The sequence below is a fragment of the Streptomyces sp. NPDC013457 genome, from assembly GCF_043089925.1.
GTDB lineage: Bacteria > Actinomycetota > Actinomycetes > Streptomycetales > Streptomycetaceae > Streptomyces.
Map to the genome: position 1 here is coordinate 449,926 of NZ_JBICBL010000001.1, position 18,040 is coordinate 467,965.

The window sequence follows — 18,040 nt, forward strand, 5'->3', positions numbered from 1 at the left end:
GCGGGTCGTGCCGGTCGTCGGGCACAACGGGGCGCCCCCGCCTGCGTAGGGGCGGGGGCGTGCGGAAGGGGGCGTGCGGAAGGACGCTGTCCGGTGCTCGACCGGCGCCGCCGGCCCGAGGGCGCGGCGGCGGGTGTGTCACGGGGGCCCGCGCGTGGTCGGGCGGCGGGCGCGGGCCGTCAGTAGAGCCGGGGTGACATGACCTGCGGCTCGGTGCCCGGTGCTTCCAGGACGCAGCGGGGGATCCCGGGACCGGCCGCGGCGCGGACCGTCGCGGGCGTCGGCGGGTCGGTCGGCAGCTCGATGTGCACGGTCACGGGGCGGTCGTGACCGGTCGTGGCGTACCCCGTCTCCTTGCCGTCGACAAGGACCTCGACGACGGCCTTGTGGCCGGTCTGGACCGTGACGCTGACGGAGTGCCCCGCGTGGTCGATGTGAAAGTGGTGGCGTCGTCTCATGGGGTCGCCTCCGACCGGTTCGCCGTCCTCGCCCCCTGCTCCAGCGTAGCCATCCGGCCCCCGGGCAGCCTGGTAGGCGGCGGCGCGGGGCGCGTCACCCGAACAGCCGCCCTCCGGGCGTGCAACCGGCCCTCCGTCGGGTGCACTGGAAGGGCAAGAGTCCGCCGAGCATGGAGACGACCATGTACGAAATGCACGTCGGCATAGCGCCCCGTGACGGGATCTTCGTCTGGCACGTGGCCGCCATCGGCACCGCGACCGCCCTGTGCGGGCAGTCGCTCCACGAGGAGCCGCTGGAGGAGCGCGAGAGGACCGACCGTCACTGCACCCCTTGTATGAGTTCGTTCCAGGAGCTGATGAACGACCGGCGTTGACGGCCGGATTTCCGAATTCCCCCATGTCCCCCAGCCGAAGTCCCTCAGACCCCCAGTCGGTCGCGGAGCGCCGACAGCCTCGGCCGCCGCCCTGCGCGTTCGCGCGAGTGGCGGTCGAGTTCTTCCATGAGGCGGCGCCCGCGGTGGTCGAGGTCCAGCTCGTCGAGGATCCGGTCGATCTCGGCCAGGAGCGCCCCGTACAGCTGCCAGTGGCGGGCGTCGCGCTGGACGACCTGGAGCAGGAGGTCGGCCGTGTGGTCGCGGACGGCGCGCGCCGCGCGGAGTTCGCCGGCGAGCCGTTCCTCGGCGGCGTCGGCGTCCTCGCTGACGTGGGTGGAGACCAGGACGGCGAAGCTCACGAGGGTGTCGGCGACGCGGGCCAGGAGGTCTTCGAGCGCGAGCGCGAGGTCCTCGGGGAAGAGTTCCGCGCCTTTGCGCTCCTTGGCGAGGTCGGTGAGCGTGCGGGCCATGACCCGCAGGACGACGGCGCAGATCTCCAGGGTGTCGAGCCCGGTGCGCAGCACGATGCGGTACAGGACTCCTTCCTGTTCCTTGACGCGCGGGTTGAGCCGGAGGCTGTCCTCGGCCTGCCGCAGGGCCGCGTCGACGTCGGCCACGTCGTTGTCGAGCCGGCGTGCCTCGTGGAGGCGCGCGGCGGCGTGCGCGACGGTCGTGGGGGTGGCGAGTTCCTCGCCCATGCCCAGCATCAGCCGGCGCATACGGCGCGCCAGGTCCTCGATGGACTCACCGGCCGAGCCGACCCAGACCGGCGGGGCGAGGACCGTGTTGAACGTCAGACCGACGATCGCCCCGATGAGGGTCTCCAGGACCCGGTCCCAGGCGGTGTCGGTGACCTGGGTGACGCCGAGGACGAGCATCGCGCTGATCGCGACCTCGGGCACGAACTCGTCGACGCGCACGAAACGGCCCACCACCAGCGAGGCCAGGATGATCAGCCCGAGACTCCACCAGGTGAGGCCGACCAGGGCGCTGAAGGCGATGGCGATGACGACGCCGACGACCACCGCGTTGACCCGTCGGATGCCGGTGGTGAGCGTGGAGTAGAGAGTCACCTGGACGACGAGCAGCGCGGTGAGCGGGGCGGTCAGGGGGGCGGGCTCGCTGCTCAGCTGGAGAGCGACGACATAGGAGATCGTGGCCGCGACCGCGGACCTGACGGTCTGCACGACCGCCGGGTCCCGGCGCCGCGCGTACAGGTCGGCCACCACTTTTCGCAGCGCAGCGCGCACGTCCCTCACGCTTTCAGGCTTTCGTACCGGTGGGGACTTCGCACGCCGTACCGGTACGGCCCGCCGGAATGGCGATCTCTCCGGGGGTACGGTGGGATGGGAACCGATCACGCGTCCACGACGGATGGATGAAGGTTGTGTCGACCTCGAGCCATGCGGTGTCCGGCGCCCCCTGCTGGGTCAGTCTCATGACCCGCGATCTCCGCGCCGCCGAGAGCTTCTACGGGGGTGTGTTCGGCTGGGAGTTCCGTTCCACCCGGTTGGGTGAGGAGTTCTCCGTCGCCCTGCGCGACGGGGCTCCGGTCGCCGGGATCGGCGCGCTGGCGCCGCGCCTCGCGGTGGCGGTCGCCTGGACGCCGTACTTCGCCGTCGACGACGCCGACCTGACCGCGGCGCGCATCCGGGAGCGCAGCGCCACGGTGGCCGTGGGGCCGCTGCGCTTCGGGACCGGGCGGGCCGCGCTCGCCTCGGACCGGGAGGGTGCCGTCTTCGGCATCTGGGAGGGCGAGGTGATCCCCGACTGGAGCGTCGGCAAGGGCGGTGCTCCGGCCTGGCTCGAACTGCGGACCCGGAACGCCTTCGACGCGGCGATCTTCTACGCCGAGGTGCTGGACTGGGCGGGCGAGCGGCCGGGCTGCTGCCAGGTGAGCTACGAGGACGATCATGTCGTTCTCAGCCATGCGGGTGTCACGGTCGCCCGGCTCTTCGGCGGGGCGGTGGAGGCGGCCCCCGACCCTCAGGTACGGCCGCGCTGGCATGTGCACTTCCGGGTCCCCGACGTCGACGAGGCGACCGAGGCGGCCGTGCGGCTCGGCGGGAAGACTGTCTCGCCCGTAGTCCCCTCGGGCAACGGGCGGCGCATCACGCTCTGCGATCCGGACGGCGGGCTGTTCACGGTGGCGGACAGCGTGGAGTGAGGCCGGGGGCGGTGGCGGGGCTCCGCGTGCGGTCCGGCGACACGGGCCCGGTCAGTCACTCCCCCGCGTGCGCGGCGCGCCGGATGGTGGCGTCGAGGAGCGCCAGGGCCTCCTCGGCGGTGCGTCCGGGTGCGCGGTTCCAGGGGCCGATGAGCCCGGTCCAGCCCTGGGCGCGCAGTTCGGTGACGATCCAGGCGGCGGAGCGGTTCATGGTGTCGGCGCTGCCGTGGCCGAGGCGGTGGGCGGCGAGCAGCGCGCCGCAGAGGCAGCGGGCGCCCCGGGCGTCGCGGAGGCGGTACGGCCTGTTCTGCCAGCCCCACTCGACGAGGACGTGGCGGGCGTGGGCGAGGTGGACGGAGGGGCGTACGTCGCTCTGACCGATGCGGCGCCAGGTGTGCAGCCGGTCGGGCAGGACGGCGCCGAGCCGGCCCGGGAGCCGCCGTTCAGCGGGCGGGGGCGCGGTGAGGCCGGCGAGGGCGGTGGTCACGAGCTGGTCGACGGGGACGGAGAGCAGCCCGCGCCACTCGTCCTGGACGGTGGCCTGCTCCTCGTACGGAGCGTCCCAGTGGCGGACGATCTCCTGCCACGCGGCGGTGTCGTGGAGTGCGGCGGCCGTCCGGTCGAGGACGTCGGGGGCCAGGGTCGGCAGGGACATGGGTGCTCCGGTCTCGGCGGATCCTTCACTCATCAGAATGTCGGCTTTGCCCGGAACATTCTTGAGCGATCCAGCCAAAAGTTACCAATCGGTATGCCGTGACTTCCCATGCGGGCGGCAGTAGAACTCGTTCCCATTCCACCGACAGTGAGGGCTCCTCATGGCTGTTACACGCCGTGGATTCATCACGGGAACAGGTTCTATTCTCGGCACTCTCGCACTCCCCGCGCACGCCTACGCGTCGGCCACGCAGTCCCGTATCCCTGCTCTGGTGATCGGCACCGGCTACGGGGGATCCGTCGCCGCGCTGCGGCTCGCCCAGGCGGGTGTCGACGTGCGCATGGTCGAGATGGGCATGGCCTGGGACACCCCCGGCCCCGACGGCAAGATCTTCGCCAACACCACCACCCCCGACCACCGGTCCTTCTGGCTGCGCACCCGCACCAAGCAGCCCCTCAGCCAGTTCCTCGGCTTTCCGCTCGACAAGGACGTCCCCCGCCACACGGGCATCCTGGACGCCGAGGAGTTCGGCGGCATCACCGTCTACCAGGGCCGGGGCGTCGGAGGCGGCTCCCTGGTCAACGGCGGCATGGCCGTCACCCCGCGCCGGGAGAACTTCGGCGCGATCCTCCCGTCGGTCGACGTCGAGGAGATGTACGGCGTCTACTACCCGCGCGCCAACGCCGGGCTCGGCGTGAACCACGTCGACCCGTCCTGGTGGGAGAGCGCGGCGTGCTACCAGTACGCCCGGGTGGGCCGCAAGCACGCCCAGCGCTCCGGCTTCCCCTTCGTCTTCGTGCCCAACGTCTACGACTGGGAGTACATGAAGCAGGAGGCCGCCGGCGCCGTACCGAAGTCGGCGCTGGCCGGGGAGGTGCTCTACGGCAACAACCACGGCAAGAAGACCCTGCAGAAGACCTATCTCGCGCAGGCCCGGGCGACCGGGCGGGTCACCGTCTCACCGCTGCACAGGGTGACGTCGGTGTCCCCGGCGGCGGGCGGCGGCTACGCGGTCCTCGTCGACCGGCTGGACACCTCGGGGAACACCACGTCCACCGAGACGATCCTGGCGGACCGGGTGTTCTTCGCCGCCGGCAGCGTCGGCACCAGCAAGTTGCTGACCAAGCTGCGGGCCACCGGGGCGCTGCCCGGTCTCAACGGCGAGATCGGCAAGGGCTGGGGGGACAACGGCAACGTCATGTGCGGGCGCGCCAACCACATGTGGGACCCGACGGGGAAGCTCCAGGCGTCCATGCCCACGGCCGGCATCGACAACTGGGACGCGGGCGGGGCGTTCGCCGAGGTCGCGCCGCTGCCCACGGGCATCGAGACGTACGCCTCGTTCTATCTGTCGATCACCAAGAACCCGAACCGCGCCGAGTTCTCGTGGAACCCCACGGCGGGCCGGGTCGAGCTCAACTGGCAGACCTCCTGGAAGCAGCCCTCCATCAACGCGGCCAAGACGATCTTCGACAAGATCAACGCCAAGGAGGGGACGATCTACCGCACGGACCTGTTCGGCGCGTACAAGATCTGGGGCGACCACCTCACCTACCACCCGCTCGGCGGCGCGGTGCTCGGCCGGGCCACCGACAACTACGGCCGTCTCCACGGTCATCCGGGTCTCTATGTGATCGACGGCGCGCTGATCCCGGGCAACACCAGCGTCAACCCCTTCGTCACGATCACCGCGCTCGCCGAACGCAACATCGAGAAGATCATCGCCACCGACCTCTGAGTCGCCTCCGGTTCACTGGGTGGGCAGCACGCACACGGCGTCCAGGCCCAGCACCCGGTTGAGCCGGCCGAACGACAGCCAGGAGCCGATGCTCATCGTCAGCTCCACGATCTCGGGCTGACTGTAGTGAGCGGTCATACGAGTCCAGAAGTCCTCGTCGAGACCGTGATGATCCAGGGCGTACCGCTCGGCGTACTCCGCGGCCAGCCGCGTACGGTCGTCGAAGGCATCGGTGGTGCGCCACTGGGTCACCGCGTCGGCGAACGACTCCTCGACCTTCTCGCCGTCCCGGTCCGTCCTCCAGTCCAGGCAGAACAGACAGCCGTTGACCTGCGCGATCCGCAGCCGCGCGGCCTCGAACTCGCGCAGGCCCAGGGTCGTGTGGGCGTAGACGGAGAGGGAGAAGTTCGCTGCGGCGGTCCCGATCTCGGGGACGATCTCGCCCCAGACGTACTCGATCGGGTGCCTGCCCTCGGGGACGTCGATCCTCATGGCCGTTTCCTTCCCAGTCGGCCCACCGCCGGGCGCAGCGGGACGTCGAGCGCGTCGTAGAGTCCGGGTTTCGTGTCCACGAGCCAGTCGAGGGCGTTCACGAGCCTGCCGACGGCCGTGGCGTTGCCGCCCGCCGAACGGTTCTCGCCCTCGTCGGTGGCCTCGACCGTGACCTCGATGCGCGGACGGCCCTCGATGACCACCCGGTGGGCGCCGGCGCCGTCGGGCGGGGTGGGCCAGTCGGGGGCGCAGGAGGGGTGGATCCGGGTGACGTGTTCGATGACGATGCGGGGTTCGCCGTCGACGATCCCCTGGACCTCGAACCGTACGGCGCCCTGGGTGCCGGCCTCGAAGAAGCCCATCGTGCGGGTGGTCACGGTGGTGTCGAGGGCGCGGCGCTCCATGGTCTCGCGGATCTCGTCGAGTTCGACGCCGAGGGCCCGCGCCATGAGCCGGATCTGGCCGCCCCAGACCATGGTCGGGATGGAGGGGGCGAGCATCAGCGGTTCGTACTCCATGGGGTGTCCCATGCCGATGAGATGGCGGACCGAGTCCTCCTGCTCGTACGTGGAGTAGTCGAAGATCTCCTGGCAGCGGACCACGTCGACGAGGGTGCCGAGGCCGCTGATCAGCAGGGGCAGGACGTCGTTGCCCCAGCCGGGGTCGACACCGGAGACGAAGAGGGAACCGCCGCCCTCCGCCACGGCGGCGAGGACCGGGTCACGGAACTCCGGCGGGGCGCCGTGCCGGTCGTAGAGCGGGTAGAGCGCCGGGGTCACGACCACCGCGCCGCCGCGGACGGCCCGGACGACGTCGGCGAGCGCCTCGTCGGGCCTGATGTCGCCCGATGCGGCGTACACCACCGCGCGGGGGCGGCCGCCGAGCACGGCGCCGATGTCGTCGGTCGCCGCCACCCCGAGGGAACGGTCGAGTCCGGCGAGCGCGCCCGCGTCACGGCCGACCTTGCCGGGGTCGTGGACGAGGACGGCGGTGAGGGCGAGCGCCGGATGGGCGTCGACGGCCCGGATGGCCGCGCGGCCGACATTTCCGGTTCCCCAGACAACGGTCGGAATCATGCGGGGAGGGTAACCTGACGGACCGTCAGTTCCTAGGGGTGCGGCCGATTTCGGCGGACGCAACCCTCTCGCAACCTCCGGCGGTGTTCGCTGGGGACCCGGTGGACGCACGAGGAGGGGGCGGGAGATGGATCGACCCGGAGCGTGGGTGGAGTTGACGCCCGACGCGGCCGACCTGGTGCGGCGGCTGCGGGAGTCGCACGGTCCGCTGATGTTCCACCAGTCGGGCGGCTGCTGCGACGGCAGTGCGCCCATGTGCTATCCGGACGGGGAGTTCCGCACGGGCGCGGCGGACGTGCTGCTCGCCTCGCTCGACGTCGCCGGTGTCGCGGAGCCGGTGCCGTTCTGGATGTCGAAGGCGCAGTTCGGGCTGTGGAGTCACACCCGGCTGATCGTCGACGTCGTACCGGGCCGGGGCAGCGGCTTCTCCCTGGAGGCACCGGAAGGTGTCCGTTTCCTCATCCGTTCCCGGCTCGTCGACTCCGGTCCGGAAGCCGGTCACTGACGCCTGATCAGATCTTCTGGCGCGAGCGGGACAGGGGCCGGGTCGCCAGGAGGGGATCATGCGGAGTCCGGGTACGCGCAAGCGCGCGGCGGCGGCCTTCCTGCTGGCCTGCTGCGCCCTGCTGGGCCGGGCCACGCCGGGTACGGCCGACGCCACGTGGACGACGGTGGCGCCGGGCGTCACCTACCGCGCCTTCGACGTGGCGGGCCTGAAGGGTCCGGCCCGGGTCCATCTGGTCTCCGTGGACCTGCGCGATCCGAGGGTCGCCGTCGATCTGCTGACCCCCGGGGCGGTCGCGGCCCGCGCCCCGCTCTCGGCGCTCGCCGACGCACGCGGCGCGGTCGCCGGGGTCAACGGGGACTTCTTCCACATCACCGAGACCCAGCACCCGGGCGTCGAGGCGACCGGCGCTCCCGTCGGCCCCGCGATCGCCGCCGGACACGCGCTGAAGGCAGCCGTGCCGGCCGGCCAGCGGTTCGGGCCCGCGCTGCCGCCGGGCACCGACACGCGCGAGGTCCTGGGCGTGGGCGTCGACCGCCGCGCCCGGCTGGGCCGCCTCACCCTGGACGGCGCGGTCTCCACACCCGAAGGCCTGCTGCCGCTCGGCGGCCTCGACCAGTACGCGCTGCCGGTCGGCTCCGTCGGGGCGTTCACCTCCGGTTGGGGCGAGGCCTCCCGCGTCCGCGCCACCTGTGGCACGGACACCGAGCGCGCGGCGCCGTGCTCCTCGGAGACGTACGAGGTGACGGTGCGCCACGGGCGGGTCGTCGCGACGGGTGACTCCCCGGGGCGCGGCCCGATCGCAGAGGACAGCGAGGTCCTCGTGGGCCGGGAGGCGGGCGCGCGGTCACTGCGAGCGCTGGCCCTCGGCGACCGGGTGCGGGTACGGCACCGGATGGTCGCGGAGGGCTCCCGCGTCCCCTACGTCTTCGCGGTGGGCGGATATCCGGTGCTGAGGGCGGGCACGCCGCTGCCCGGTCTCGACCCGCGCACCGCCGCCGTCCGGTCCGCGGCGGGCGTCGCCGACGGCGGCCGCCGGCTGCTGCTCCTGGCGCTGGACGGCGCCCCCGGCTTCCGCACCGGGCTGACGGTCGCCGAGGTGGCGGCACTCCTCGACCAGGTGGGGGCGGAGGACGGTTTCAGCCTCGACGGCGGTGGTTCGTCCACTCTGGTGACCCGGGACCCGGGCGCCGCGTCGGTCACCGTACGCAACCACCCCTCCGGAGGCGCCGAGCGGCCGGTGCCGAACGCCGTGGGGATCTTCTCCCGCCGCTGAACCGCCGCCGGCCCTCCGCCGGCCCCGCACGGACACGGTCCGTCACCGAGCGGGCCGGGCCCGCCCTGACTAGCGTGGGACTCGGCAACCACCGGCGAGCCCCATCGATCGGAAGAGAGTCAGAGTCATGGCCGCACGACGTGAAGGCACACCCTGCTGGGCCGACGCGATGTTCAACGACTTCGAGGGCGCCAAGACGTTCTACGGCGAGGTGCTGGGCTGGACCTTCGGCGAATCGTCCTCGGAGTTCGGCAACTACACCCAGGCGTACCGCGACGGCAAGGCGGTCGCGGCCGTCGTTCCGCCGATGCCCGGCCAGGACGACTCCCAGCCGACGGCCTGGTGTCTCTACTTCGCCTCGCCCGACGTCGCCGCCACGGCCGAGAAGATCAGGAACAGCGGCGGCACGGTCATCATGGAGCCGATGGCGGTCGGCGAGTTCGGTTCCATGTGCCTGGCGCAGGACCCGGCCGGTGTCATCTTCGGCATCTGGCAGCCCGGCGTCCACGAGGGCTTCGAGCTGGAGGGCGAGACCGGCTCCTACGCCTGGGCCGAGGTCTTCACACGGGAGCCCGCGAAGTCGGACGACTTCCTGACGTCGGTCTTCGGCTACAACGCCAAGAAGATGATCGACGAGACCATGGACTACAAGGTCTTCGACCTGGGCGACGAGATGCCTGTCCTGGGGCGGATGACGATGACGCCGGAGGACTTCCCGCCCGAGGTCCCGTCGTACATCCAGGTCTACTTCGCCGTCGACAACTGCGACCAGGCGGTCGACCGGGCCGTGAAGCTGGGCGGTCAGAAGGTCTTCGGGCCGATGGACAGCCCCTTCGGCCGCTTCGCCGCGATCCTCGACCCGCAGGGCGCGGCGTTCGCCGTGATCGACACCAGGACCACCGTGGGCGACGTGCCCGACATGGTCTGAGCGCACGGCAGGCACGCGGTGCCCGGGGTCGTTCCCTCCGTCCCCGGGCATCTTCGCGCCCGCTCAGCCTCCGTCGCGGACGGCGACGATCCCGTTGAAGACGCCGACGTACGCGGTGCCGTCGGGGCCGATGGTGATCGGGGCCCAGTTGTTGTCGTACGCCGGGCCGGTGCCGGTCAGCCGCTGCCAGGCACGCTTCCCGGTGCGGAAGTCGACCGCCGTCAGATACCAGGCGTCGACGCCGAGCGGGTTCGGCCGCTTCTCGTAGAAGTAGAGCAGGCCGTTGGCGGTGGAGAGCTTGGGGACGGTGGAGGGCGAGCGCACGTCGCTCTCCCAGACTGTGTCGCAGCCGCTGCCGTCGGGCCGGACGTCGATCCGGGCGGCGCCGCCGACCACACTGCGCCCGAAGGTCAGCGTGGTCGGGTTCTCGTAGCCGTAGTTGTTCTCCACGACCAGGCTGTCACCCCAGCTGATCAGGGAGTTGTCGGTGGTGGAGGCCCCGGAGGCGAAGACCGGGACCTTGCAGACCAGGCGCCGCTCGGCCGGGACGTCGGCGCCGCGGCGGTAGACGAGGACGTTCATCCGGTCGTCGGCGTTGTCGGTGATCGCGACGTACGGCCCGGCGGAGCCGCCGTCGCCGAAGAGGTCGGGCGTGGTCCCCGAACCCTGGTTCACCGAACCCGGCTTGGTGCCGGTCCCCCGGTCGTACGTCTGGCGCCACTGGATCCGCGGGGTGCCGTCGGCGTCGGCCCGGAAGCTGTAGAGGGCGTGGTCGGAGACGATGGAGACGCCGTCCTCGGCGACGGAGAAGGAGTTCTGGATCTCCTCGCCGTTCAGCCGGACCGAGCGGAGCGCTCCGGTGGCGGGGTCGACGGTGCCGACCCGGCCGAGGCGGGTCACCCACCAGATGCGTCCGTCCCAGTCGGGCATGACGGAGGTGACGGGGTCGCAGACACCGCTCGGGAAGAGATTGGTCCAGCTGACGCAGTCGTGCGGGACGAGCGGGGTGAGGTCCCAGTCGTCCTCGACGACGAACTCCCAGTCTCCGTCCGGCTTCTGACGGTGTGCGATGCGCAGGACGTGCTGACGGGAGTCGGCCAGGACGACCCGGTCCCGGTCGTCGAGGTAGAAGTAGGCGCCGCCGGAGGTGTCCTTGAAGATCTTCTCGAAGTCGAGCCGGGTGATCGCCTCGACGGTCGAGGAACGCTGCGGCAGCTTGTACTCGGCGAGCGTGTCCAGGGTGCGCGGGTCGAGCAGCTTCAGCAGGAAGCCGGAGAAGGTTCCGCAGACGGTCAGCAGACGGCCGCCCGCGTCGAAGGTCACCGTGGCGCACTCGCCGCCGACGGCGGCGATCTTCTCGCTGGAGACCCTCGGGTCGCGCCCGAGCGGACCGGAGAAGGGGTGCGTGCCGCTGCCGGCGCCGTCGGCGTGCATGCCGCTGCGCCCGTTGGGCGCGAGGTACGGATGCTGGGCGGGCGCGTCGCCCGGCACGGGCCGGGCGGTCGCGGGAGCGCCGTCGTAGTGCTCGACGAGGCGGTGGCCGGGGGCCAGGGGTATCTCGTCGGCGACGGCGACGGGGGTGGCGAACGCGAGCGCGACGGCGCTCACCGCGGCGATCAGGGCGAGCACACGGGCTCGTCGTGGGGGCGTGGTCAAAGCGGCTCCTCGGGTGCGTGCGTCGGTCGCGCCGGCGGCCGACGTTAGGCCCGAGTGCGTGAGATGTACATGGAACTGCCGCTGGTTTCATGGCCACTTCACGGCCGTGAAACGTTACGGCGCGGCGGCTCAGGGCTTGAGGCTGCTGACGACGTTGGCGGTGGCGGCGACCCCGTTCTGGATGGTCGGCGCCATGCTCGTGCCCGCGAGGAAGAAGCCGAGCAGGGCGCAGACCAGCGCGTGGGAGAACTTGAGGCCGCCGTTGCGGAGGAAGATCACCGCCAGGACGAGCAGCAGCAGTACGACAGAAACGGACACGGCCATCGCCCACACCCTCCTTGCGCCGCGCCGGAATCGCGGCGTTCGGCGGCCAGTGTGGCGCAGCGGGAGCGCCGTCCGGCCGTACGGCATGTCGGCCGAACGGGTGGGATTCGCCGTCAGCGGTTCAGGAAGTCCCGGAGCCCGGCGAGGTCGTCGGTGTTGATGTGGTCGACACCGGCGGCGCGCAGCTCGCCCCAGAGGGCGTCACGGGCGGGTCCGGGCTGGTCGGGGGTGGCCCAGAAGCGGACCCGCTGGCCGCGCGCGTGGGCGGTCCCGACGATCGAGGCCAGCCGGGCCCGCTCGGCGGCGGGGAAGGGTCCTTCGCCTCGCCAGTCGAACGACTGGGTCCAGTTGGAGCTGATGAGCGGGATGAAGGAGGCGGGCGCGGGGGCCTGCGCCGCGAGGTCGTCCAGCCGGCCGTCGTAGAAGGCGTGGCGGACGCGCTGGGCCTCCATGGGGCCGCGGGCGGCGCGGTCGCCGGAGACGACGGGAGTGACGGCACCGAGGTGGACGCGGCCGGCGGTGACGGTGGACAGCATCCGCCGGTACGGGCGGAGTTGGCGGTCGAGTTCCCGGTAGGCGGCGACGCCGTCGGCCTTGATGTCGACGAGGAGCCGCACGGGACGGCGGTGGCCGGCGTACACGGAGCCGTGGTGGGCGCGGACCCGGGCGAGGAGCGGGTCGAGGTAGAGGGAGCGGAGGGTACGGCTCGGGTCGAGCCCGGCGGGCTCGTGGGCGACGAGCAACTCCCCTTCGACGAGGAAGACATCGGCCTCGACGCTGGTGAATCCGTGGTCGAGGGCGTCGTGGAGGGGACGGTCGTGGAGGTAGTCGTTGTGCGCGTGCGCGAGCGGCAAGGGGCGGACGCGGTGGGCGGCGAGGGCGGTGCCGGGCAGGGCGACCGAGGTCGCGGCGGCGGCCAGGGCGGCGACGGCGGTGCGGCGGGACAGGGGCGCCATGGGACGACTCCGGAGGTGTCGGGAAGAGGTACCCGCACGAGTATGTGCGGGCCCGGCTCCCAACGGACCGCGCCGGACGAAGAGTTGGCTGACGCGATGCCGTCCGGTCGCCGGAGGTTCGCCCGCCTTCCGAAGGCGTGACGGGTTGGCGGAGGCCCCCGGTCCGGCTAGCGCGTCTTCGAGCCGGTCCCGGGACCGGCCTCCGTACCGCCGCCTCCACCGCCCGCGCAGTCGGACCACTCGACCGTGCGGTCGCACCAGCGGTTCAGGAGGACACGGTCGTGGCCGACGACGAGGAGGCCCGCGCCCGTTTCGGCGCGGTACGCCTCCACCGCGGCGACCAGCGCCGCAGTCGTCGATGCGTCGAGCATGGCGGTCATCTCGTCGCAGACGAGCCAGCGCGGCCGCAGCACCAACGCCCTCGCCAAACAGGCGCGTTGCAACTGTCCGTCACTGACCTCGTGCGGGCGGCGGGCCAGCAGGTCGTCGGTGAGCCCCACGGCGGGGGCGAGTCGGGCGAGCCGTTCGGGGGCCTCGGCGCGGCGGCCGCCGGCCCGCAGCGGTTCGACGATCAGATCGGCGAGCCGCAGACGGGGGTCGGCCGACGTCCGGGGCTGCTGGAACACCACGCCGACCGCGGTCCGCAGAGCGCGCGGTGCGCCGTGCCGCCAGCCCCGCACCCGCTCGCCGTCGACGGTGACGCTCCCGGCGTCCGGCCGGTGCAGCAGCGCGGCGACCCGCGCGAGTGTCGACTTGCCGCAGCCGCTGGGTCCGAGGAGGCCGACCGACTCGCCCAGCGCGACGGTGAGAGAGGTGTCGACGAAGACGGGCGTACGACGGTCGTAGCCGGCGGTGAGGGCGTCGAGTTCAAGCACGGGGCACTCCTGGCAGGTCGGCCGGCTGCCCCGTCGGGTGGTGGCAGGCGACGCCCGCGAGCGGTTTCGGGAACGTGTCGCAGGCCGGTGTCGCCCGCTCGCAGCGCGGGGCGAAGGCACAGCCCGACGGCAGGGCGGTCAGCTCGGGGGGCATGCCCGGGATCGGGGTGAACGCGCGGTCGGGCAGGGCGTTCAGGAGGCCCCGGGCGTAGGGGTGGCGGGGACCGGGCTGTCCGAAGAAGCGGTGGGCGGCCGTCGTCTCGACGATCCGGCCCGCGTACATCACGGCCACCCGGTCGGCGATCCGTTCCGCCGCCGCCAGGTCGTGCGTGATCAGCAGCAGCGCGCGGCCCGCGTCGGCGTGGCGGCGCAGCTCGTCGACCGTCCGCTCGACGAGGTCGCGGTCGAGGCCGGTGGTCGGCTCGTCGGCGAGCAGGAGCGGGGCGTCGCCGATGAGGGCGAGCGCGGTGGCGGCGCGCTGGGCGAGGCCGCCGGAGAGTTCGTGCGGGTACCGGTCGAGGTGCCCGGCCGGGAACGCGGCCCGTTCCGCCGCCGCCTCGGCCGCGGCGCGCCGTTCCCGCCGCGGGGTGCCGGTCAGCTCGCGGACGGTCTCCTCCAGCTGGGCGCGCACGGTCCGGACGGGGGTGAGGTGGGCGGCGGGGCTCTGCGGTACGAGACCGATGCGCCGTCCCCGTACCGTACGGGCCAGGGTCCGCTCGCCGGCGGCGAGCAGGTCGACGCCGTCGAGCAGCGCCGTGCCCGAGGTCTCGGCGTTCGCGGGCAGCAGCCCGAGGAGCGCGGAGGCGAGGACGGACTTGCCGCAGCCGCTCTCGCCGACGAGGGCGAGGCACTCCCCCGCCGCGAGGTCGAAGTCGGCGTCGGTGACGGCGGCGACGTGCCGTCCGCCGCGCATCCGGAAGCGGACGGAGAGCCCGCGCACGCTGAGGACGGCCGTGTGGCCGCGTTCGGCGGTGACGGCCTCCAGGGCTCGTGCGACGCGCGGGTTCACAGCATCAGCTCCGATCGGCGGCGCGGGTTGAGGCGGTCCCGCCACACTCCGGCGAGCCCGGCGATGGCCAGGGTCGGCACGATGAGGAGCAGGCCGGGGAAGAGCGTCGGCCACCAGTCGCCGGCGAGGAGCGAGGAGCGCGCGGACTGGACGAGGTTGCCGAGGCTGGCCTGGTGGCTGGGCAGCCCGAGGCCGAGGAAGGAGAGCGCCGACTCGTGCCACATGGCGTGCGGCACCATCAGGACGGCGGCGAGTCCGGCCTGCGGCAGGACGGCGGGCAGCAGATGGCGTACGGTCACCCGCCACCGCGAGGCGCCGCCGGAGATCGCCGCGTCGACATAGGGGCGCGAGCGCAGCGAGAGGACCTCGGAGCGGACGATCCGGGCGGTCGACAGCCAGTGGGTGAGCGCGACGGAGACGATCACCGGCCACACTCCCGGCCGGAACATGGCCACGATGAAGATGCCGAGCAGCAGGTGCGGTACGGAGGAGAAGGCGTCGACGATCCGCATCACGAGCCGGTCGGTCCAGCCGCCGAGGGAGGCGGCAGCGGCGCCGACGGCCGTGCCGATGACGGTGGCGACGAGCGCGGCGACCAGGCCGACGAGGAGCGAGATCCGCAGTCCGTAGACGCAGCGCAGCAGCAGGTCGCGGCCGACGTCGTCGGTGCCGAAGGGGTGTGCCGGGGACGGGGGCAGGAGTTTCAGGGACAGGTCGACGGCCTGCTCGTCGAGCTGGACGAGCGGCGGGACGAGGAGGACGGCGAGGAGGACCGCGCCGACGATCCCGGCGGAGGACCAGAGGCGCAGTCGGCGGGTGCGGGGATCAGCCATCGAAGCCCACCCTCGGGTCGGCGAGTCCGTACAGCAGGTCGGAGAGGAGGTTGCCGAGGAGGACGGCGGCGGTGGCGAGCACGGTGAGCGCGGCCAGCAGCGGGAAGTCGACGGAGGTGGCCGCCTGGACGGTCGCGGCGGCGATCCCGGGCCAGCTGAAGACGGTCTCCACGAGCAGGGCTCCGGTGATGAGTTCGGGGACCCGGGAGCCGACGAGGGTGAGCATCGGGAGCATGCCGGAACGCAGGGCGTGGCCGATCAGGACGGTCCGGTCCCGCAGCCCGCGCGCCCGTGCGCCGCGTACGGGGTCCTCCTCCAGCGCGTCCCCGACGCCCTGCCGGACGTAGAGGAAGAACCAGGGCAGTTGGGAGACGCCGAGGACCAGGGCGGGCAGCACGAGGTGGGTGGCGACCTGGCCGGCGGTGACGGTGTCGCTCGCCGTGTCGGTGAGTCCGCCGGCCGGCAGGGCGCCGAGCGTGAGGGCGAAGAACCAGATGGCGAGCAGTCCGAGCCAGAAGGCCGGGGCGGCTTCCAGGGTGTACGCGGCCGAGCTGACGGCCCGGTCGAGGAGTCCTCCGCGCCGGCGCCCGGCGAGGACGCCGAGGACCGTGCCGAGCACGATGGCGAGGAGGAAGGCGGTGGTGGCGAGGAGCACGGACCAGCCGACGCGCTCGGTGATGACGTCGGCGACGGGCTGCCGCATGACGCTGGAGTCGCCGAGGTCGCCGTGGAGCGCGGCGGTCAGCCACTCCCACCAGCGGGTGGTGAGGGGCCGGTCGACGCCGAGGTTGGCGCGGAGCTGGTCGAGGTTCTCCTGCGAGGCGGTGAGTCCGGCGGTGCCGGCGTACGCCTTGACGGGGTCGAAGGGGGAGGCCTCGGCGACGGCGAAGACCGCGAAGGTGACGGCGAGGAGGACGGGGACGGCGAACAGGGCCCGCCGTCCCGTCATCCGGGCCATGGCCCCCCAGGGGAGGCGTCGGCTCACCGCTCGGCCTTCTCCGTGCCGCCCTTGGGCTTCCAGGCCTCGACGTTCCACCAGGGGCCGGAGGCGAGACCGTGGTCGTGGGGCTCGGTCTGGGTGTTCAGGCCGTCCCAGTCGTCGTCGACGACGTACAGGTGGTCGATGTGGGTGAGGAAGGTGTAGCCGGGGTTCTTCACCAGTTCGCGCTGGACGAGGGAGTACGCGGCGCGCCGCTTGACGGTGTCGTCGGTGCGGCGGCCGTCCTCCAGGGCCTTGTCGACGGTCTTGTTGTCGTACCAGGCCATGTTGTTGAAGCCGTCGCCGCCGAGGCGGGAGGTCAGCAGGAGGTACTGGTCGAAGTCGGGGTCGCCGGGCGAGCCGCCGCCGGCGAGGACAGCGTCGGTCTTCATCCGGGGCTCGATGACCTCCCAGGTGCCGCCCTGGGTCTTGATCGCGATGCCGGCCTTCTTGGCGTCGGAGGCGTAGGCGAGGGCGTGGTCCTGGCGGAGCTTGTCGCCGGAGAGGTACCAGAGCGGGAACTCGGCCCGTACGCCGTCCTTCACGCGGACGCCGTCGGCGCCGGGCTTCCAGCCCGCCTCGTCGAGGATCCTCTTGGCGGCGTCGAGGTCGTGGCGGCGCTCGGTGCCCTTGGCGAACCACTCGCTGTCGGTGGGGACGGGGCCGTAGGCGGGCTTGCCGGCGCCTTCGAGGATCTTGTCGACCATCGCCTGCCGGTCGACGGCCACGTCGAGGGCGCGGCGGACGGCGGTGTCCCCGGTGACCCTGTTGTGGGTGGGGAGTGTGACGGTGCGGTAGTCGTAGGTCTTCGCCGCGTACGTCTTCCTCGCCCTGTCCCCCTTGAAGCCGGCCGCGAGGTTGGGCGGCAGGACGGCGCCGTCGAGGTCGCCCGAGCGGAGCCTGGTGGCGCGGACGTCGTCGTCCTTGATGATCGCCATGGTGAACTTCTTCACCTCCGGCGCGCCGCCCCAGTAGGTCGGGTTGGCCTTGAAGCTGAGCTTCTCGCCCTTGGACCAGTCGGTGAGGACGTACGGGCCGGTGCCGACGGGCCGGGTGGTGAAGGCGCCGGTGTTGACGTCCTGCCTGCCCGCGACGTGCTCGGGGGCGATGGCGAGGACCGTGCGCTCGGCGAAGGGCGCGTAGGGGTACTTCAGGGTGAAGACGACGGTGTCGTCGCCGACCGCCTCGACGCTCTTGAGGGCGTCGAGTTCGGTGCGGGAGGGGTTGTTCGTCTTCGGGTCGAGGACCGTCCGGTAGGTGAAGACGACGTCCTTCGCGGTGAAGGGGGCGCCGTCGCTGAAGGTCACGCCCTTGCGGAGCCTGTACGTGTACGTCAGCCCGTCCCGGCCGACCTGGGGCAGTTCGGCCGCGAGCGCCGGCTTCAGCCTCATGTCGGCGTCGAAGGCGAGGAGCCCGTCGAAGATCTTGGAGTTGCCGTCCTTGCCGTAGCCGAGGAGGGGGCTCAGGGTCTCGGGCTCGTAGGCGATGCCGACGACCGCGGAGTCCTTCGGTCCGCCCGAACCCGCACCGGTCCCGCCCGGGTTCGAGCAGGCCGCGGCGGCGAGGGCCAGGGAGCCGGCGAGCGTCGCGGCCGCCATGCCGCGTATGGATCGGGCGGTCATCGTGCCCACACCCCTCTTGAAGATCAACTGTTATTGCGAACGACTCGCAATTAAACAGCATGGTGGGGGCACCTTTCCCCTCGCCCCGACCGGGCCGGGGGGACGGGCGCGGGCGGG

Annotated in this window: 19 protein-coding genes; 6 read left to right on the forward strand and 13 right to left on the reverse strand. The window is 72.4% G+C overall.

All coding sequences use genetic code 11. The annotated features are described in order from the left end of the window. Window positions 1–179 precede the first annotated feature (179 nt). Window positions 180–458 (reverse strand): hypothetical protein, encoded by a 279-nt coding sequence (locus ACF1G2_RS01925; protein WP_391796342.1) that lies wholly within the window; start codon window positions 456–458, stop codon window positions 180–182. A 170-nt stretch (window positions 459–628) separates the two neighbouring features. Between ACF1G2_RS01925 and ACF1G2_RS01930 the strand changes: the two genes are divergently transcribed. Beyond that, window positions 629–832, forward strand: a complete 204-nt coding sequence (locus ACF1G2_RS01930) for a hypothetical protein (RefSeq protein WP_383567801.1) — start codon at window positions 629–631, stop codon at window positions 830–832. Between the two features lie 44 nt (window positions 833–876). On the opposite strand, the gene ACF1G2_RS01935 is transcribed toward ACF1G2_RS01930, so the two are convergent. Further along, the gene (locus tag ACF1G2_RS01935; protein ID WP_391796343.1) at window positions 877–2,091 is read right to left on the reverse strand and encodes an aromatic acid exporter family protein; all 1,215 of its coding nucleotides are present in this window, start codon (window positions 2,089–2,091) and stop codon (window positions 877–879) included. Between the two features lie 179 nt (window positions 2,092–2,270). On the opposite strand from ACF1G2_RS01935, the gene ACF1G2_RS01940 reads away from it, so the two are divergent. Next, window positions 2,271–2,999 (forward strand): VOC family protein, encoded by a 729-nt coding sequence (locus ACF1G2_RS01940; protein WP_391796344.1) that lies wholly within the window; start codon window positions 2,271–2,273, stop codon window positions 2,997–2,999. Window positions 3,000–3,054: 55 nt separating this feature from the next. Here the strand turns inward: ACF1G2_RS01940 and ACF1G2_RS01945 are convergent, their stop codons facing one another. After that, on the reverse strand, window positions 3,055–3,654 hold the full coding sequence (locus tag ACF1G2_RS01945; RefSeq protein ID WP_391796345.1) for a hypothetical protein: 600 nt from the start codon (window positions 3,652–3,654) through the stop codon (window positions 3,055–3,057). A 160-nt stretch (window positions 3,655–3,814) separates the two neighbouring features. Between ACF1G2_RS01945 and ACF1G2_RS01950 the strand changes: the two genes are divergently transcribed. Continuing rightward, the gene (locus tag ACF1G2_RS01950; protein WP_391796346.1) at window positions 3,815–5,392 is read left to right on the forward strand and encodes a GMC oxidoreductase; all 1,578 of its coding nucleotides are present in this window, start codon (window positions 3,815–3,817) and stop codon (window positions 5,390–5,392) included. Window positions 5,393–5,404: 12 nt separating this feature from the next. Here ACF1G2_RS01950 and ACF1G2_RS01955 read toward each other — a convergent pair whose 3' ends face one another. Both ACF1G2_RS01955 and ACF1G2_RS01960 read right to left on the reverse strand, forming a co-directional pair. Then, a complete protein-coding gene (locus tag ACF1G2_RS01955) occupies window positions 5,405–5,884 on the reverse strand; it encodes a carboxymuconolactone decarboxylase family protein (RefSeq protein ID WP_391796347.1) in 480 nt (159 codons plus the stop codon). Next, window positions 5,881–6,960, reverse strand: coding sequence for a dihydrodipicolinate reductase (locus ACF1G2_RS01960; RefSeq protein WP_391796348.1), 1,080 nt, complete (start codon window positions 6,958–6,960; stop codon window positions 5,881–5,883). Before ACF1G2_RS01960 ends, ACF1G2_RS01955 begins: the two co-directional genes overlap by 4 nt. Window positions 6,961–7,087: 127 nt before the next feature. On the opposite strand from ACF1G2_RS01960, the gene ACF1G2_RS01965 reads away from it, so the two are divergent. The 3 genes from ACF1G2_RS01965 (at window position 7,088) to ACF1G2_RS01975 (ending at window position 9,669) form a co-directional block, all read left to right on the forward strand. Beyond that, window positions 7,088–7,465 carry a DUF779 domain-containing protein gene (locus tag ACF1G2_RS01965; RefSeq protein WP_391796349.1) on the forward strand — a complete coding sequence of 126 codons (378 nt, stop codon included), beginning with the start codon at window positions 7,088–7,090 and terminating at the stop codon, window positions 7,463–7,465. Window positions 7,466–7,523: 58 nt separating this feature from the next. Then, window positions 7,524–8,741 carry a phosphodiester glycosidase family protein gene (locus ACF1G2_RS01970; protein ID WP_391796350.1) on the forward strand — a complete coding sequence of 406 codons (1,218 nt, stop codon included), beginning with the start codon at window positions 7,524–7,526 and terminating at the stop codon, window positions 8,739–8,741. A 127-nt stretch (window positions 8,742–8,868) separates the two neighbouring features. Further along, window positions 8,869–9,669: a VOC family protein gene (locus tag ACF1G2_RS01975; RefSeq protein ID WP_391796351.1), complete on the forward strand. Its 801-nt coding sequence runs from the start codon at window positions 8,869–8,871 to the stop codon at window positions 9,667–9,669. A gap of 63 nt (window positions 9,670–9,732) precedes the next feature. On the opposite strand, the gene ACF1G2_RS01980 is transcribed toward ACF1G2_RS01975, so the two are convergent. The 8 genes from ACF1G2_RS01980 to ACF1G2_RS02015 all read right to left on the reverse strand — a co-directional run bounded on the left by ACF1G2_RS01980 (window position 9,733) and on the right by ACF1G2_RS02015 (window position 17,923). Continuing rightward, window positions 9,733–11,325 carry a hypothetical protein gene (locus ACF1G2_RS01980; RefSeq protein WP_391796352.1) on the reverse strand — a complete coding sequence of 531 codons (1,593 nt, stop codon included), beginning with the start codon at window positions 11,323–11,325 and terminating at the stop codon, window positions 9,733–9,735. A 129-nt stretch (window positions 11,326–11,454) separates the two neighbouring features. Continuing rightward, a complete protein-coding gene (locus ACF1G2_RS01985; protein ID WP_352190023.1) occupies window positions 11,455–11,649 on the reverse strand; it encodes a hypothetical protein in 195 nt (64 codons plus the stop codon). A 113-nt stretch (window positions 11,650–11,762) separates the two neighbouring features. Beyond that, on the reverse strand, window positions 11,763–12,605 hold the full coding sequence (locus ACF1G2_RS01990; protein WP_391796353.1) for a phosphatidylinositol-specific phospholipase C/glycerophosphodiester phosphodiesterase family protein: 843 nt from the start codon (window positions 12,603–12,605) through the stop codon (window positions 11,763–11,765). A 167-nt stretch (window positions 12,606–12,772) separates the two neighbouring features. Further along, entirely contained in the window at window positions 12,773–13,480 is a 708-nt protein-coding gene (locus ACF1G2_RS01995; protein ID WP_391796354.1) for an ABC transporter ATP-binding protein, read from the reverse strand. Next, entirely contained in the window at window positions 13,473–14,393 is a 921-nt protein-coding gene (locus ACF1G2_RS02000; RefSeq protein WP_391797014.1) for an ABC transporter ATP-binding protein, read from the reverse strand. The genes ACF1G2_RS01995 and ACF1G2_RS02000 overlap by 8 nt, the downstream gene beginning before the upstream one ends. Before the next feature lie 92 nt (window positions 14,394–14,485). Continuing rightward, window positions 14,486–15,322, reverse strand: coding sequence for an ABC transporter permease (locus tag ACF1G2_RS02005; protein ID WP_391796355.1), 837 nt, complete (start codon window positions 15,320–15,322; stop codon window positions 14,486–14,488). Further along, the gene (locus tag ACF1G2_RS02010) at window positions 15,315–16,307 is read right to left on the reverse strand and encodes an ABC transporter permease (protein ID WP_391796356.1); all 993 of its coding nucleotides are present in this window, start codon (window positions 16,305–16,307) and stop codon (window positions 15,315–15,317) included. The genes ACF1G2_RS02005 and ACF1G2_RS02010 overlap by 8 nt, the downstream gene beginning before the upstream one ends. Beyond that, window positions 16,304–17,923 carry an ABC transporter substrate-binding protein gene (locus ACF1G2_RS02015; protein ID WP_391796357.1) on the reverse strand — a complete coding sequence of 540 codons (1,620 nt, stop codon included), beginning with the start codon at window positions 17,921–17,923 and terminating at the stop codon, window positions 16,304–16,306. The genes ACF1G2_RS02010 and ACF1G2_RS02015 overlap by 4 nt, the downstream gene beginning before the upstream one ends. Between the last annotated feature and the right edge of the window lie 117 nt (window positions 17,924–18,040).

Coding starts and splice junctions, on each gene's coding strand:
- ACF1G2_RS01925 (WP_391796342.1), bottom strand. CDS start 458: ATGAGACGACGCCACCACTTTCACATCGACCACGCGGGGCACTCCGTC.
- ACF1G2_RS01930 (WP_383567801.1), top strand. CDS start 629: ATGGAGACGACCATGTACGAAATGCACGTCGGCATAGCGCCCCGTGAC.
- ACF1G2_RS01940 (WP_391796344.1), top strand. CDS start 2,271: ATGACCCGCGATCTCCGCGCCGCCGAGAGCTTCTACGGGGGTGTGTTC.
- ACF1G2_RS01945 (WP_391796345.1), bottom strand. CDS start 3,654: ATGTCCCTGCCGACCCTGGCCCCCGACGTCCTCGACCGGACGGCCGCC.
- ACF1G2_RS01950 (WP_391796346.1), top strand. CDS start 3,815: ATGGCTGTTACACGCCGTGGATTCATCACGGGAACAGGTTCTATTCTC.
- ACF1G2_RS01955 (WP_391796347.1), bottom strand. CDS start 5,884: ATGAGGATCGACGTCCCCGAGGGCAGGCACCCGATCGAGTACGTCTGG.
- ACF1G2_RS01960 (WP_391796348.1), bottom strand. CDS start 6,960: ATGATTCCGACCGTTGTCTGGGGAACCGGAAATGTCGGCCGCGCGGCC.
- ACF1G2_RS01965 (WP_391796349.1), top strand. CDS start 7,088: ATGGATCGACCCGGAGCGTGGGTGGAGTTGACGCCCGACGCGGCCGAC.
- ACF1G2_RS01970 (WP_391796350.1), top strand. CDS start 7,524: ATGCGGAGTCCGGGTACGCGCAAGCGCGCGGCGGCGGCCTTCCTGCTG.
- ACF1G2_RS01975 (WP_391796351.1), top strand. CDS start 8,869: ATGGCCGCACGACGTGAAGGCACACCCTGCTGGGCCGACGCGATGTTC.
- ACF1G2_RS01985 (WP_352190023.1), bottom strand. CDS start 11,649: ATGGCCGTGTCCGTTTCTGTCGTACTGCTGCTGCTCGTCCTGGCGGTG.
- ACF1G2_RS01990 (WP_391796353.1), bottom strand. CDS start 12,605: ATGGCGCCCCTGTCCCGCCGCACCGCCGTCGCCGCCCTGGCCGCCGCC.
- ACF1G2_RS02000 (WP_391797014.1), bottom strand. CDS start 14,393: ATGCGCGGCGGACGGCACGTCGCCGCCGTCACCGACGCCGACTTCGAC.
- ACF1G2_RS02005 (WP_391796355.1), bottom strand. CDS start 15,322: ATGGCTGATCCCCGCACCCGCCGACTGCGCCTCTGGTCCTCCGCCGGG.
- ACF1G2_RS02015 (WP_391796357.1), bottom strand. CDS start 17,923: ATGACCGCCCGATCCATACGCGGCATGGCGGCCGCGACGCTCGCCGGC.